Origin of the sequence: Massilia terrae, assembly GCF_024753145.1 — a bacterium.
GTDB lineage: Bacteria > Pseudomonadota > Gammaproteobacteria > Burkholderiales > Burkholderiaceae_D > Telluria > Telluria terrae.
Map to the genome: position 1 here is coordinate 54,704 of NZ_JANUGU010000007.1, position 14,330 is coordinate 69,033.

The following is a 14,330-nucleotide window of genomic DNA, read 5'->3' on the forward strand; positions in this document are numbered from 1 at the left end:
CGAGCTCTGTGGTTTTACGGGTACTGCTTGACGCTTAGTTTAAGGCCTTATGGAGACCTTGTAAATCGTAGACACGCAACTGGTCCAGGCTGCGCATGCCCTGGATCGCCGCTTCCGCGCCGGCGATCGTGGTGTAGGTCACCGCGCGCGCCATCAGGGCCGAGGTACGGATCGTACGCGAGTCGGCGATCGCGCTGCGCTTTTCCTCGACCGTGTTCACCACCATCGCGATCTCGTGGTTCTTGATCATGTCGACGATGTGCGGACGGCCTTCGATCACTTTGTTGACCGCGGTGACCGGGATGCCGGCCGCCTCGATCACGGCCGCGGTGCCCTTGGTCGCCACCAGCGTGAAGCCCAGCTGCGCCAGGTCGCGCGCCACCTGCACGGTGCGCGGCTTGTCCGACGCCTTCACCGACAGGAACACCTTGCCCGACTCCGGCATCTGGATGCCGGCCGCCAGCTGCGACTTGATGAAGGCCTCGCCGAAGGTCGTGCCCACCCCCATCACCTCGCCGGTCGACTTCATCTCCGGCCCGAGGATGGTGTCCACGCCCGGGAATTTCACGAACGGGAACACGGCTTCCTTCACGCTGAAGAACGGCGGCACGACTTCCTTGGTGATGCCCTGCTGCTCCAGCGTCTGGCCGACCATGCAGCGCGCCGCGATCTTCGCCAGCTGCAGACCGGTCGCCTTCGACACGAACGGCACCGTGCGCGATGCGCGCGGGTTCACTTCCAGCACGTACACGGTGTCCTGCAGCTTGCCGTCCACTTCCTGCTGCTGGATCGCGAACTGCACGTTCATCAGGCCGACCACGTTAAGGGCCTTGGCCATCAGCGAGGTCTGGCGCTTCAGTTCATCGATCGTGGCCTGGGCCAGCGAGTACGGCGGCAGCGAGCAGGCCGAGTCGCCCGAGTGCACGCCAGCCTGCTCGATGTGCTCCATCACGCCGCCGATGAAGGTGGTCTCGCCGTCCGAGATGCAGTCGACGTCGCACTCGATCGCGTCGTTCAGGAAGCGGTCCAGCAGCACCGGCGAATCGTTCGACACCTTGACCGCTTCGCGCATGTAGCGCTCCAGGTCGCGCTGCTCGTGCACGATCTCCATCGCGCGGCCGCCCAGCACGTACGAGGGGCGCACCACCAGCGGGTAACCGATCTCGGATGCCAGCGCCAGCGCCTCGGCTTCGGTGCGCGCGGTGCGGTTCGGCGGCTGGCGCAGGCCCAGGTCCTGCAGCAGCTTCTGGAAGCGCTCGCGGTCTTCGGCCGCGTCGATCATGTCCGGCGAGGTGCCGATGATCGGCACGCCGTTCGCCTCGAGGTCGAGCGCCAGCTTCAGCGGGGTCTGGCCGCCGTACTGCACGATCACGCCGACCGGCTTTTCCAGCTCGACGATTTCGAGCACGTCTTCCAGCGTCAGCGACTCGAAGTACAGGCGGTCCGAGGTATCGTAGTCGGTCGACACGGTCTCCGGATTGCAGTTGACCATGATGGTCTCGTAGCCGTCGTCGCGCATCGCCAGCGCCGCGTGCACGCAGCAGTAGTCGAACTCGATGCCCTGGCCGATCCGGTTCGGGCCACCGCCCAGCACCATGATCTTCTTCTTGTCGGTCGGGTTGGACTCGCACTCCTCGTCGTAGGTCGAGTACATGTACGCGGTGTTGGTCGCGAATTCGGCCGCGCAGGTGTCGACCCGCTTGTACACCGGGCGGATGCCGAACTCGTGGCGGCGCGCGCGGATCTCGGCCGGCGTCACGTGCAGCAGGAAGCCCAGGCGGCGATCCGAGAAGCCTTTCTGCTTCAGCTTGTACAGGGTCGGCTTGTCGATGTTCTCAAGCTTCTGGTGGTCCAGCCACAGCTCGATGTCCACGATCTCCTTGATCTGGATGAGGAACCACGGGTCGATCTTGGTCAGCGCGTGCACTTCTTCCAGCGTGAAGCCCTGGGCAAAAGCGTCACCCACGTACCAGATGCGCTCCGGACCCGGCTCGCCCAGTTCTTCCTCGATGGTCTCGCGGTCGCGCGTCTTCTCGTTCAGGCCATCCACGCCGACCTCGAGGCCACGCAGCGCCTTCTGGAACGATTCCTGGAAGGTGCGGCCGATCGCCATCACCTCGCCCACCGATTTCATCTGGGTGGTCAGGTGCTTGTCGGCGGCCGGGAATTTTTCGAAGGTGAAGCGCGGGACCTTGGTCACCACGTAGTCGATCGAGGGCTCGAACGAAGCCGGGGTCGCGCCGCCGGTGATCTCGTTGCGCAACTCGTCCAGCGTGAAGCCGACCGCCAGCTTGGCGGCCACCTTTGCGATCGGGAAGCCGGTCGCTTTGGAAGCCAGCGCCGACGAACGCGACACGCGCGGGTTCATCTCGATGACGATCATGCGGCCGTCGGCCGGGTTGATCGAGAACTGCACGTTGGAGCCGCCGGTGTCCACGCCGATCTCGCGCAGCACGTCCAGCGACGCGTTACGCATGATCTGGTATTCCTTGTCGGTCAGGGTCTGCGCCGGCGCCACGGTGATCGAGTCGCCGGTGTGCACGCCCATCGGGTCCAGGTTCTCGATCGAGCACACGATGATGCAGTTGTCCTTTTTGTCGCGGACCACTTCCATCTCGTATTCCTTCCAGCCGATCAGCGATTCCTCGATCAGCAGTTCGGAGGTCGGCGAGGCTTCCAGGCCGCGCTTGCAGATGGTCTCGAACTCTTCTTCGTTGTAGGCGATGCCGCCGCCGGTGCCGCCCATCGTGAACGAAGGACGGATGATGACCGGGAAGCCCAGCTCGCGCTGCACCGCCCACGACTCATCCATCGAATGCGCGACGCCCGAACGTGCCGAACCGAGGCCGATCTTGGTCATCGCGGCCTTGAACTTGGCGCGGTCCTCGGCCTTGTCGATCGCTTCCGGCGTGGCGCCGATCAGCTCGACCTTGTACTTCGACAGCACGCCGTTGCGGTGCAGGTCGAGCGCGCAGTTCAGCGCGGTCTGGCCGCCCATGGTCGGCAGGATCGCGTCGGGACGCTCCTTGTCGATGATCTTCTCGACCACCTTCCACGTGATCGGCTCGATGTAGGTCACATCGGCCATCTCCGGGTCGGTCATGATGGTCGCCGGGTTCGAGTTCACCAGGATGACCTTGTAGCCCTCTTCGCGCAGCGCCTTGCAGGCTTGCGCGCCGGAGTAATCGAATTCGCAGGCCTGGCCGATGATGATCGGGCCGGCGCCGATGATCAGGATGCTTTTGATATCACTACGTTTTGGCATTACTTTTTCTCCGCGGCGGCTTGCATCAGGTTGATGAAGCGGTCAAACAGGTAGGCGACGTCGGTCGGACCGGGCGAGGCTTCCGGGTGGCCCTGGAAGCAGAACGCCGGCTTGTCGGTGCGGGCGAAGCCCTGCAGCGAACCGTCGAACAGCGACACGTGGGTCACGCGGCAGTTGGCCGGCAGCGTGGCCGGGTCCACCGCGAAGCCGTGGTTCTGCGAGGTGATCATCACCTGCTTGCTGTCGAGGTCCTGCACCGGGTGGTTGGCGCCGTGGTGGCCGAACTTCATCTTGACGGTCTTGGCGCCGGCGGCGAGGCCCATCAGCTGGTGGCCCAGGCAGATGCCGAATACCGGGATGCCCGATTCGACCAGTTCGCGGGTCGATTCGATCGCGTAGTCGCAGGCGGCCGGGTCGCCCGGGCCGTTGGCCAGGAAGATGCCGTCCGGGTTGTACGCCATCGCGTCGGCGGCGGTGCTCTGCGCCGGCAGCACGGTGATGCGGCAGCCGCGTTCGGCCAGCATGCGCAGGATGTTGTACTTCACGCCGTAGTCGAAGGCGACCACGTGGAACTTCGGCTTGTCCTGCTTGCCGTAGCCCTGGCCGAGCTTCCACTCGGTCTGGGTGAATTCATAAGGCGCCTTGGTCGAGACGACCTTGGCCAGGTCCATGCCGTCCAGGCCCGGGAACGAGCGCGCCAGTTCCAGCGCCAGTGCCGGCTGCGGCTCGGCGCCCTGGGTGCCGACCAGGATCGCGCCGCTCTGGGCGCCTTTTTCACGCAGGATGCGGGTCAGCTTGCGGGTGTCGATGCCGGCGATGGCGACCACGTTCTCGGCCTTCAGGTAGTCCGACAGCGATTGCGTGGAGCGGAAATTGGAGGCCAGCAGCGGCAGGTCGCGGATGATCAGGCCGGCGGCGTGGACCTTGGCGGCCTCGACGTCTTCCGGATTGACACCGGTGTTGCCGATGTGGGGATAGGTCAGGGTGACGATCTGGCGCGTGTAGCTGGGATCGGTCAGGATTTCCTGATAGCCGGTCATGGCGGTGTTGAACACCACTTCACCGGTCGTGTGGCCGGCGGCGCCAATGGAATAACCTTTGAAGATCGTACCGTCGGCGAGGGCCAGGATGGCGGGAACGGCTGAGCCAGAGAAAAACGGCGGCAAGGGTAACTCCCGTTAAAGTTACCGCAGCGGCGCCAGAGACCGACATTCGCAGAGATATCCGCTTTTCTTATCGCGGCTCGGAATGTCATTCAGATTTAGGCAGTGATGTCGTCGCTACGGCAGGTGGTTTGTAATGGCTAAACCCCCAAATTATAGCGTAACGGCACATGCCCGGCAATTGGGTCGCGTATAAATCACGCGGCGCGACCTATCAAAACATATAACTCTTAAGTTATCGATTCATAAAATAAATAACTGTTGAGTGATCACCTTCAAAAACGTCGTCCCGGCGAAGGTCGGGACCCATGCTGAGGATCCGAAGCCGCAAACGCAAGCTTGACGCAAACTCAGTATGGGTCCCGGCCTGCGCCGGGACGACGGGTATAAGGTAGCTAAATTTGGACGCAGCGTGGAATCAGGCAGCCAGCCCCAGTGCCGCGATACCCGCCTTGGCAATCTGCGCATCCTCCGCCGACTTCACGCCCGACACGCCCACCGCGCCCACGACATGGCCATCGGCCACGATCGGCACGCCGCCTTCCAGCATGCCATCCAGCTCCGGCGCGCGCATGAAGGACACGCGGCCGTTGTTGATCATGTCTTCATAGATCTTCGACTCGCGCTTGCCCAGCGCCGCGGTGCGGGCCTTGGCCGGCGCGATGTAGGACGAGACCGGCGCCACGCCATCCAGGCGCTGCAGCCACAACAGGTGGCCGCCGTCGTCCACGATCGAGATCACGACCTTCCAGTTATTGCGGTTCGCTTCGGCCTCGGCCGCGGCGGCGATCTTCTTGGCGTCTTCCAGCGTCAGTACAGGTTTCATTTGCATGATGTTGTCCTCTTCGAGTGATTATGCTTGTTGTTTGGCCTTGAGCTTGGCCTTTATCTGCGGCATCGCCGCCGCGGCCGCCTGCTCGCCGGCGAGGATCGCCAGGTTGCGGCCGTTGAAATCGCTGCTGCCCATCGTTCCCAGCGGCGGCGTGATGACCACGTCCGCGTCCTTCAGTTCGAACTGGTTCAGGCGCTGCCCCATGATCGTGAAGGTCTGCATCAACACATCCAGCGAGCTGGCCACCTTCTGCCCCTCGGTCGCGCTGGAGATATTGACCGCGATGATGAAGTCCGCCCCCATTTCCTTGGCAAAGCGCACCGGCACCGGGGCCACCAGGCCGCCGTCCACGTAGGTGTGGCCGTTGATGGTCACCGGCTGGAACACGCTCGGCACCGAGGACGAGGCGCGCACCGCCAGGCCCGTGTTGCCGCGCCTGAACAGGATCGGCTCGCCGTTCTTGAGGTCGGTTGCGACGCAGCCGAACGGGATCTTCAGCTTTTCCAGCGGCGTATTGTGGACCGCCTTGTTCACGTAGCTCTGCAGCGCCTCGCCCTTGAGCACGCCGGTCGACTTGCCGAAGAAGGGCATCGCCCAGTCGGAAATCGTCGCCTCGTCCATGTCCAGCGCAATCTTCTGCAGCTGGAAGCCATTGTAGCCATAGGCATACAGCGAGCCCACCACCGAGCCTGCGCTGGTGCCGACCACGATGTCCGGCACGATACCCTGCGCCTCCAGCGCCTTGATCACCCCGATATGGGCGAAGCCGCGCGCCGCACCGCCGCCCAGCGCGAGCGCGATGCGCAGCTTGCGCGGTGGTAGGACAGGAGCAGGAGTGGGAGCGGCAGCAATAACCGGCGGGACTTTCGGTTCGCTGCCGCAGCCGGCCAGCACCAGGCCGGACAGGGCAACAAGGGCTTTACGTCGTGAGAACATAACTGTGGGAATTAAGTGCAAGCGGGCATTGTACTCCGTTCACACCGCTGGATTATTTCCCGGAACTTAAAGGTGCTGGGACTCAAGCATACCTAATTGAACGCTGCGCCGCCGAGCAACCGCTCTTGGGTCCCGGCCTGCGCCGGGACGACGGTTTCAAAGATAACAATACAATTAACACGTCGTCCCGGCGGAGGCCGGGGCCATGCCGAGTTTGAAGGCCGGCGGCTTAACCCGGCAGCGAGGTATTCGGCAAGCTGGCGATGAAAGTGCTGCCCTTGCCCGGCTCCGACTCGATCTTGAGCCGGCCGCCGTGCCGCGCCAGCACGTGCTTGACGATCGCCAGCCCCAGGCCGGTGCCCTGGGTCTCGCGCGAGCGGCTCTTGTCGACCCGGTAGAAGCGCTCGGTCAGGCGCGCAAGGTGCTGGGGGTCGATGCCGATGCCGCTGTCCTTCACCGAGAAGCGCAGGTCGTCCGGCCCGCGCTCCCATGACAGCACGATGCTGCCGCCGTTCGGCGAATAGCGCACCGCGTTCGAGGCCAGGTTGGCGAAGGCGCTGCGCAATTCCTCGGGGCTGCCCATCACGTCCGGTCCATCCACATGCACGCTGATCTGGTGGCGGCCGCCGGACAGCGCCCTCGCCTCCTGCGCCACCGATTCCATCATCCGCGCCACGTCCACGTGCTCGCGCTTGAGCGGGTACTCGTCCGACTCCAGCCGCGACAGGGTCAGCATGTCCTCGATCAGGCGCTGCATGCGCGTCGCCTGCTCGGTCATCAGGTTCAGGTGGGCGGTCCGGGTGGCCGCGTCCAGGTCCGGATCGGCCAGCGCGATTTCGAGGAAGCCGACGATCACCGTCAGCGGCGTGCGCAGCTCGTGCGAGGCATTGGCGATGAAGTCGCGGCGCATCGCTTCGACTCGCTCGCCTTCGGTGGCGTCGTGCGAGACCAGGATCTGGCGCCGGTTCTCGAAGGGGATGATCTGCACCTGCAGCTTGCGGCCACGGAAGTGCAGCGTCAGCGGCTGGTCGAAGCGGCCGAGGATGATGTAGTCGATGAATTCGGGCTGGCGCACCAGGTTGGTGACGCGGCGGCCCTGGTCGCGTTCCAGCGTCAGGCCGAGGTGCTTGCCGGCGGCCGGATTGCACCATTCGAGCTGCAGCACGTCGTCCATGATGGCGACGCCTTCCGGCAGCATCTGCATCGCCTGGCGGAAGCGCGCCAGCCATTCGGCCAGGTCGGCCTGGTTGCGCTCGTCGTCGCGGCGGATGCGGTACAGGCGGGCGAAGACCTCGGTCCACGAGCCCCAGCCATCGGGCAGCTTGCCGCTCTGCGGATCGGCCAGCCATTCGTCGAGCTTGGACAGGTAGAACAGCTGGGCCACCAGCATGCCCAGCACGATCAGCAGCGCCAGCAGCAGCGCCTGGATCGGACCGGCCATCCACCAGACCACGCTGGCCGCAAGGAACACCAGGACCAGGCGCAGGAGCGCTGGAACCCAGAACAGCAGTTTTGGATTCATCGAGATTATTGTTATCGTCCCCCGTCGTCCCCGCGCAGGCGGGGACGACGGCTTATAGGCTAGTTTCGTTTTTCCGACAGCATATACCCAACGCTGCGCACCGTCCGGATCAGCCGGTCCGCCGGCCCCAGCGCCTTGCGCAGGCGGCCGACGTGCACGTCCACCGTGCGCTCTTCGATGACGGCGTGGTCGCCCCACACCTTGTCGAGCAGCTGGGCGCGCGAGAACACGCGCTCCTGGTGCGCCATCAGGTACTTGAGCAGCTTGTACTCGGCATTGCCGATGTCGATCTCCTTGCCGTCCACTTGCACCGTGCAGCTGCCCGGATCGAGCACGATCGGCCCGGCCTGCAGCGGCGCGTCGCCCACGTGCGGGCTCTTGCGGCGCAGCAGCGCACGCGAGCGCGCCAGCAGCTCGCGCGGCGAGAACGGTTTGGTGACGTAGTCGTCGGCGCCGGTCTCCAGCCCCGCGACCTTGTCTTCTTCCATGCTCTTCGCCGTCAGCATGATGACCGGGATGTCCTTGAAGTCGCGGTCGGCGCGGATCTTGCCCAGCAGGCGCAGGCCGCTCTGGTCCGGCAGCATCCAGTCGAGCAGCAGCAGGTCCGGGCGGCCGCGCGTGATCGTGTCCCAGGCGCTGGCGACGTCGCCCGCGTGGACCACTTCCCAGCCGGCTTCACGCAGCGAATACTTCACCAGCTCGACGATGGCCGGCTCGTCTTCGACGATCAGGACCCGGGTCGGGTTAGCCATTTGCGGTCTCGCTGCCGGCGCCCGGCTTGGCCATGTGGCGGATGTCCCTGCCCTCGACCACGTAGATCACGTACTCGGCGATGTTCTTGGCGTGGTCGCCGATGCGCTCGATGGCCTTGGCCACCCACAGCGTGTCCAGCGCCGACGAGATCGTGCGCGGGTCTTCCATCATGAAGGTGATCAGGTTGCGCAGCACCGAGCGGAACTCGTGGTCCACCACTTCGTCGGCCGCGATCAGTTGCAGCGCCTGGGCGCCGTCGAGGCGGGCGAAGGCGTCGAGCGCGTCGTGCAGCTGGTCCGAGGCGGCGCGCGCGATGGTGCGCACCATGTCGTAGTGGGCGAAGCCGATGCTGCCGCGCGCGTGCAGGCTCTTGGAGGTGCGCGCGATCTTGGTCGCCTCGTCGCCGATGCGTTCGAGGTCGGTGATCACCTTGATGGTCGCCATCACGGTGCGCAGGTCGTTGGCGGCCGGCTGGCGGCGCACGATCAGGTGGCTGCAGGCGTCGTCCAGCTGCACTTCCAGCTGGTTGACCGCGTGGTCGTCGGCCATCACCTTGTCGGCCTTGGCCGCATCGCCCACCTTGAAGCAGTTGATCGCTTCCTCGTACTGGGTCTCGACCATGCCGCCCATCAGCAGGACCTTGGAGCGGATCGCTTCCAGCTCCTGGTCGTACTGTTTGGATGAGTGGTGCTCGCCTATCATCTCTTTCTCCGTTCTGTTCTTATTCAGCCGAAACGGCCGGTAATGTAGTCCTGCGTCTGCTTGCGGGCCGGGTTCATGAACAGCTGGTCGGTCTCGCCGAATTCCACCAGTTCGCCCAGGTACATGTAGGCAGTGTAGTCCGAACACCGCGCCGCCTGTTGCATATTGTGGGTGACGATGGTGATCGTGTAGTCCTGTTTCAGCTCGCTGATCAGTTCCTCGATCTTGGCCGTGGAGATCGGGTCCAGCGCCGAGGTCGGCTCGTCGAGCAGCAGCACGTCCGGCTTGACCGCCACGCCGCGCGCGATGCACAGGCGCTGCTGCTGGCCACCCGACAGCGACAGGCCGCTCTTGTTCAGCTTGTCCTTGGCCTCTTCCCACAGCGCCGCCTTCTTCAAGGCCCATTCGACGCGCTCGTCCATCTCGCCCTTGGACAGGTTCTCGTACAGGCGCACGCCGAACGCGATATTGTCGTAGATCGACATCGGGAACGGGGTCGGCTTCTGGAACACCATGCCGACCTTGGCGCGCAGCATGTTCACGTCCAGGCCCGGGTCGAGGATGTTGCGGCCGCGGTAGATGATGCTGCCCTCGGCGCGCTGGCCCGGGTACAGGTCGTACATGCGGTTCAGGGTGCGCAGCAGGGTCGACTTGCCGCAGCCGGACGGGCCGATGAAGGCCGTCACCTGCTTGTCGTGGATGTCGAGGCTGACGTTCTTCAGGCTCTGCGTCTTCCCGTAGAAGAAGTTCAGGCCGGAGATCTCGATCGTCTTCATCTTCTCTTCCGCGAGGATCGGGGGGGACATGGTCTGGTTCATCAAATCGTTCTTCATGGTTTAGCGCGGCGCCTTCTGGCTGAAGACGGTGCGGGAGAGGATATTCAGCAGCAGCACGCTGAAGGTCAGCAGCAAGGCGCCGCCCCAGGCCAGCGCGCGCCAGTCGTCGTACGGGCTCATCGCGAAGTGGTAGATCACGTCCGGCAGGCTCGACATCGGCGCATTCATATTGGTGCTGTAGAACTGGTTGCCCAGCGCGGTGAACAGCAGCGGCGCGGTTTCGCCGGACACCCGGGCCACCGCCAGCAGCACGCCGGTGATCACGCCCGCCTTCACGGCGCGCAGGCGCACCAGCATCGCCACCTTCCAGCGCGGGGCGCCGAGGGCGAAGGCGGCTTCCAGCAGGCTGCTCGGCACCAGGCGCAGCATATTGTCGGTGGTGCGCACCACCACCGGGATCGCGATCAGCGACAGCGCGATCGAGCCCGCATAGCCGGCGTAGTGCTTGACGTTGGCGACATAGATCGCGTACACGAACAGGCCGATCACGATCGAAGGCGCCGACAGCATGATGTCGGTCACGAAGCGGGTCACCTGGCCGAATTTGTTGCGGTCGCCATACTCGGCGAGATAGATGCCGGCCAGCACGCCGATCGGGGTGCTGACCAGGGTCGACAGGCCGACCATCAGCAGCGTGCCGACGATCGCGTTGCGCAGGCCGCCCGCCTCGCCCGGCGGCGGGATGTCGTGGGTGAACAGCGCCGGGCTCAGGGCTGACACGCCATTGATCAGCAGCGTGGCCAGGATCCACAGCAGGAAGCCGAGGCCGACCGCCATCGCCAGCACCGACAGGCCGATGCCGATGCGGTGCGCCAGCAGGCGGCGCCGGTAGACGGGGTTCTTGGCGGCGTCGATCATTTCACGCCTTCCTTGCGGGACATGCCCAGCAACATCAGTTTTGCGGCAGACAGCACGATGAAGGTAATTGCGAACAGGATAAGGGCCAGCGCGAACAGCGAGGCCGTGTGCAGGCCGACCGCTTCGCCGAATTCATTGGCCAGGGTCGAGGAAATCGACGAGCCCGGGCCCAGCAGCGACCACGACAGCTCGTTGGCGTTGCCGATCACGAAGGTCACGGCCATGGTCTCGCCCAGGGCGCGGCCCAGGCCCAGCATCACGCCGCCGACCACGCCGTTGCGGGTGTAGGGCAGCACGATCTTGCGCACCACTTCCCAGCGGGTGCAGCCGAGGCCGTAGGCCGATTCCTTGAGCACGGCCGGCACGATCTCGAACACGTCCCGCATCACCGAGGAGATGAAGGGGATGATCATCACGGCCAGGATCACGCCGGCGGTGAGGATGCCGACGCCCATGATCGGGCCCTGGAACAGCGGCCCGACGAAGGGCAGCTGGCCCAGCGTGCCCTTGAGGACGGGCTCGATGTGGTCGGCGAACAGGGGCGCGAACACGAACAGGCCCCACATGCCGTAGATGATCGACGGCACGCCGGCCAGCAGTTCGACCGCGGTCCCCAGCGGGCGGCGCAGCCACACCGGGCAGATCTCGGTCAGGAACAGGGCGATGCCGAAGCTGACCGGGAAGGCGATCAGCAAGGCGATGACCGAGGTCGACAGCGTGCCCCAGATCGCGATGCGGGCGCCGAACAGCTCGTTGGTCGGGTCCCACTCGCTGGAGGTGATGAAGCCGGGGCCGAACTGCTTGAAGGCCGGCCAGGCATCCATCGCCAGCGAGACGATGATGCCGACCAGCGCCGCCAGCACGACGGCGGCGAACAGCAGGGTCAGCTTGTGGAACAGGAAATCCTGGATGCGCTGCTTGCGCATGGTATTGCGGAGTGCGGCCTCTTCGGCGTGGGCGAGCCCGGAGGCGGCCTGCTGGGACATCGCGACTGGCGGTCGTGCGCTCATATTGTATGGTGACTCGTTACTAGTGAAGCGCGGTCGGCACGAAGCCCGCCACGCGCCGTGAGGCCGCATGGCGGGCACACCTGCTGCCCGCGCCCGTGCGCCATTACCAGATGGCCTTGCCCGATGCGTCCTTCAGGTTGGCCTTCCAGCCGTCCTCGACCAGCTTGGTGACGTTGGCCGGCATCGGCACATAGTCCAGCTCGCCGGCGGAAGCGCCGCCGTTCTTGTAGGCCCAGTCAAAGAATTTCAGCACTTCCTTGGTGCGGGCGGCGTCGCCCACCTTGTGCAGCAGGATATACGATGCGCCGGTGATCGGCCAGGCGGCCTTGCCCGGCTGGTCGGTCAGCACCACGGCCATGCCGGGGGCCTTGGCCCAGTCGGCGTTGGCGGCGGCGGCCTTGAAGGCGTCGTCGCCCGGCTGCAGGAACACGCCGTCCTTGTTCTTCAGCTGGGTGTGGGTCATGCGGTTTTTCTTGGCGTAGGCCCATTCGACGTAGCCGATGCCGCCCTTGATGCGCTGCACGTTGGCGGCCACGCCCTCGTTGCCCTTGCCGCCCACGCCGGTGGCCCACTTGACCGCGGTGCCGGCGCCGATCTTGCTCTTGAACTCGGGGCTTTCCTTGGACAGGTAGTCGGTGAACAGGAAGGAGGTGCCCGAGCCGTCCGCGCGGTGCACGACGGTGATGTCCTCGGCCGGCAGCTTGACGCCCGGGTTCAGGGCGGCGATTTCCTGCGCGTTCCACTTGGTGATCTTGCCGAGGAAGATGTCGGCCAGCACCGGGCCGGACAGCTTGAGCTGGCCGGCGGCCACGCCCGGCAGGTTGACGATCGTGACCACGCCGCCCATGATGGCCGGGAACTGGTACAGGCCTTCCTTGGCCAGCTCATCGGCCGGCAGCGGCATGTCGGAAGCGCCGAAATCGACGGTCTTGGCCTTGATCTGCTTGATGCCGGCGCCGGAGCCGACCGAAGCGTAATTCAGGCCGGTGCCGGTGGCTTTCTTGTACAGCTCGGCCCATTTGGCGTAGATCGGGTACGGGAAGGTCGCGCCGGCCCCAGTGATGTCGGCGGCAAGGACGTTGGCGGCGGCCATGGTGGTGGCGGCGGCGGCGATCGAAACGAACAGCTGCTTCATGCGCATGGAATTCCCCTTATGTGGCACGATTTTGATGGCTGGAAGTCTACTGGCGAAATATGACAGGTTTATGACACGAACCCGGCGATGCGTCATCTTGGACCTGTCCAGCCACGCTTGCCGCACGTTTGCCCCAACGCAGGAGAACAATATGGAACTGATCTTGTGGCGCCACGCCGATGCCGAGGAAGGATCGCCGGACCGCCTGCGCGAACTGACCGCGCTCGGTCACAAACAGGCCGGGCAGCTGGCGGACTGGCTGAACGTGCGGCTGCCCGAGCATTGCCGCATCCTGGCCAGCCCGGCGACCCGGGCCCAGCAGACGGTGGACAAGCTGGAGCGCGATTATGACGTGCTGGAAACGATCGGCCCCGCCGCCGATCCGTTGGCGGTCCTGAAGGCGGCCGCTTGGCCCGACGCCGGCCAGGCCGTTTTGGTGGTCGGGCACCAGCCGACCCTGGGGCGGCTGGCCTCGCTTTTACTGCTGGGCCGCCAGGTGGACCTGGACTTCGCGCGCGGCGCGGTCTGGTGGTTCGAACAGCGCGATCCAGCTGATGCATACACCCTGCGTCTCAAGGCGGTCATGACGCCGGAAATGACCCTCAAATAAGTTGCACGGCAGGGCTTGCAAAACCGTAATTTTCGTCCTAGTCTGTAACTGTAAGGCGGACGGAAGAAAGGAGCGGTTCATTCATCCACCCAACAAGCGAGGGAATGCTGAAGAGCGTTTTATTGTTATGAACGTAGTCGGACTAGCAATGCTTGGCGGCATGGTCGCCATGCTATTTTATGAGCTGTACAGGGACTATCGGGAACGCGCCGAAGGTCTCCATGATCACTACCACGAGTAGTGACTTCTTCCGGGTCGCCCGGGATACACGAAAAACGGCGGGGTCCTCGCTAGACACTCGCCGTTTTCGCATCTGCAGCGTCCGTCAGCGCAGGTAGCGCGAAATCACCACCGAGGCGGACTGGTCGAGGTCCATGAACTGCAGGCCGACCTTGAATTCACCCTGGCTGAAGATGCAGTACTGTGTCTTGACGCGCGCCGTCACCACGCTCGGCTGGCCTTCCATCAGCACGGTGAAGCGGACGTAGCCGGGGCGGCCGGCGTCGACTGGATCGGGGAAGTTAATGCCCAGGCCGTCCATGCCAACGTCGGTGGTACGGCCGGAATCGGTGCCCCTGCCATCAAGGGCCAGCAGGGCCTTGGTCTTGATGACCCTGCGAAGCGAATTCCGTTGCTCTACTGTCACGATGTGTTACTCTTCTTACAACAACCATCAAACCGCTAATTATATTGCCCTGTGCGATATTT

The 14,330-nt window shown here is 64.6% G+C and carries 13 protein-coding genes; 1 reads left to right on the plus strand and 12 read right to left on the minus strand.

The window, feature by feature from the left end; genetic code table 11:
- Window positions 1-34: 34 nt before the first annotated feature.
- The 11 genes from carB to pstS all read right to left on the minus strand — a co-directional run bounded on the left by carB (window position 35) and on the right by pstS (window position 13,018).
- Window positions 35-3,265 carry a carbamoyl-phosphate synthase large subunit gene (carB, locus tag NX778_RS18405; protein WP_258813241.1) on the minus strand — a complete coding sequence of 1,077 codons (3,231 nt, stop codon included), beginning with the start codon at window positions 3,263-3,265 and terminating at the stop codon, window positions 35-37.
- Window positions 3,265-4,431 carry a glutamine-hydrolyzing carbamoyl-phosphate synthase small subunit gene (gene carA / locus NX778_RS18410; RefSeq protein ID WP_258813242.1) on the minus strand — a complete coding sequence of 389 codons (1,167 nt, stop codon included), beginning with the start codon at window positions 4,429-4,431 and terminating at the stop codon, window positions 3,265-3,267. Before carA ends, carB begins: the two co-directional genes overlap by 1 nt.
- 415 nt (window positions 4,432-4,846) lie before the next feature.
- The gene (locus tag NX778_RS18415; protein WP_258813243.1) at window positions 4,847-5,260 is read right to left on the minus strand and encodes a heme-binding protein; all 414 of its coding nucleotides are present in this window, start codon (window positions 5,258-5,260) and stop codon (window positions 4,847-4,849) included.
- Window positions 5,261-5,281: 21 nt separating this feature from the next.
- Window positions 5,282-6,196 (minus strand): patatin-like phospholipase family protein, encoded by a 915-nt coding sequence (locus NX778_RS18420; RefSeq protein WP_258813244.1) that lies wholly within the window; start codon window positions 6,194-6,196, stop codon window positions 5,282-5,284.
- Between the two features lie 229 nt (window positions 6,197-6,425).
- The gene (gene phoR, locus NX778_RS18425) at window positions 6,426-7,718 is read right to left on the minus strand and encodes a phosphate regulon sensor histidine kinase PhoR (RefSeq protein WP_258813245.1); all 1,293 of its coding nucleotides are present in this window, start codon (window positions 7,716-7,718) and stop codon (window positions 6,426-6,428) included.
- Window positions 7,719-7,777: 59 nt separating this feature from the next.
- The gene (phoB, locus tag NX778_RS18430; RefSeq protein ID WP_258813246.1) at window positions 7,778-8,470 is read right to left on the minus strand and encodes a phosphate regulon transcriptional regulator PhoB; all 693 of its coding nucleotides are present in this window, start codon (window positions 8,468-8,470) and stop codon (window positions 7,778-7,780) included.
- Window positions 8,463-9,173, minus strand: a complete 711-nt coding sequence (gene phoU, locus NX778_RS18435; RefSeq protein WP_258813247.1) for a phosphate signaling complex protein PhoU — start codon at window positions 9,171-9,173, stop codon at window positions 8,463-8,465. Before phoU ends, phoB begins: the two co-directional genes overlap by 8 nt.
- A 23-nt stretch (window positions 9,174-9,196) precedes the next feature.
- Window positions 9,197-10,006 (minus strand): phosphate ABC transporter ATP-binding protein PstB, encoded by an 810-nt coding sequence (gene pstB, locus NX778_RS18440; protein ID WP_370661348.1) that lies wholly within the window; start codon window positions 10,004-10,006, stop codon window positions 9,197-9,199.
- A 3-nt stretch (window positions 10,007-10,009) separates the two neighbouring features.
- Window positions 10,010-10,867 (minus strand): phosphate ABC transporter permease PstA, encoded by an 858-nt coding sequence (gene pstA, locus NX778_RS18445; protein WP_258813248.1) that lies wholly within the window; start codon window positions 10,865-10,867, stop codon window positions 10,010-10,012.
- Entirely contained in the window at window positions 10,864-11,853 is a 990-nt protein-coding gene (pstC, locus tag NX778_RS18450) for a phosphate ABC transporter permease subunit PstC (protein WP_258813461.1), read from the minus strand. Before pstC ends, pstA begins: the two co-directional genes overlap by 4 nt.
- A gap of 127 nt (window positions 11,854-11,980) precedes the next feature.
- Window positions 11,981-13,018, minus strand: coding sequence for a phosphate ABC transporter substrate-binding protein PstS (pstS, locus tag NX778_RS18455; protein WP_258813249.1), 1,038 nt, complete (start codon window positions 13,016-13,018; stop codon window positions 11,981-11,983).
- A gap of 145 nt (window positions 13,019-13,163) precedes the next feature.
- Between pstS and NX778_RS18460 the strand changes: the two genes are divergently transcribed.
- A complete protein-coding gene (locus tag NX778_RS18460; protein WP_258813250.1) occupies window positions 13,164-13,622 on the plus strand; it encodes a SixA phosphatase family protein in 459 nt (152 codons plus the stop codon).
- A gap of 325 nt (window positions 13,623-13,947) precedes the next feature.
- Here NX778_RS18460 and NX778_RS18465 read toward each other — a convergent pair whose 3' ends face one another.
- Window positions 13,948-14,268, minus strand: coding sequence for a PilZ domain-containing protein (locus NX778_RS18465; RefSeq protein WP_258813251.1), 321 nt, complete (start codon window positions 14,266-14,268; stop codon window positions 13,948-13,950).
- Window positions 14,269-14,330: the final 62 nt, after the last annotated feature.

What these genes read in the sequence shown, in the direction of transcription:
- carB (WP_258813241.1), bottom strand. Translation starts at nt 3,265, where the DNA reads ATGCCAAAACGTAGTGATATCAAAAGCATCCTGATCATCGGCGCCGGC.
- NX778_RS18415 (WP_258813243.1), bottom strand. Translation starts at nt 5,260, where the DNA reads ATGCAAATGAAACCTGTACTGACGCTGGAAGACGCCAAGAAGATCGCC.
- NX778_RS18420 (WP_258813244.1), bottom strand. Translation starts at nt 6,196, where the DNA reads ATGTTCTCACGACGTAAAGCCCTTGTTGCCCTGTCCGGCCTGGTGCTG.
- phoR (WP_258813245.1), bottom strand. Translation starts at nt 7,718, where the DNA reads ATGAATCCAAAACTGCTGTTCTGGGTTCCAGCGCTCCTGCGCCTGGTC.
- phoB (WP_258813246.1), bottom strand. Translation starts at nt 8,470, where the DNA reads ATGGCTAACCCGACCCGGGTCCTGATCGTCGAAGACGAGCCGGCCATC.
- phoU (WP_258813247.1), bottom strand. Translation starts at nt 9,173, where the DNA reads ATGATAGGCGAGCACCACTCATCCAAACAGTACGACCAGGAGCTGGAA.
- pstB (WP_370661348.1), bottom strand. Translation starts at nt 10,006, where the DNA reads ATGAAGAACGATTTGATGAACCAGACCATGTCCCCCCCGATCCTCGCG.
- pstA (WP_258813248.1), bottom strand. Translation starts at nt 10,867, where the DNA reads ATGATCGACGCCGCCAAGAACCCCGTCTACCGGCGCCGCCTGCTGGCG.
- pstC (WP_258813461.1), bottom strand. Translation starts at nt 11,853, where the DNA reads ATGTCCCAGCAGGCCGCCTCCGGGCTCGCCCACGCCGAAGAGGCCGCA.
- pstS (WP_258813249.1), bottom strand. Translation starts at nt 13,018, where the DNA reads ATGCGCATGAAGCAGCTGTTCGTTTCGATCGCCGCCGCCGCCACCACC.
- NX778_RS18460 (WP_258813250.1), top strand. Translation starts at nt 13,164, where the DNA reads ATGGAACTGATCTTGTGGCGCCACGCCGATGCCGAGGAAGGATCGCCG.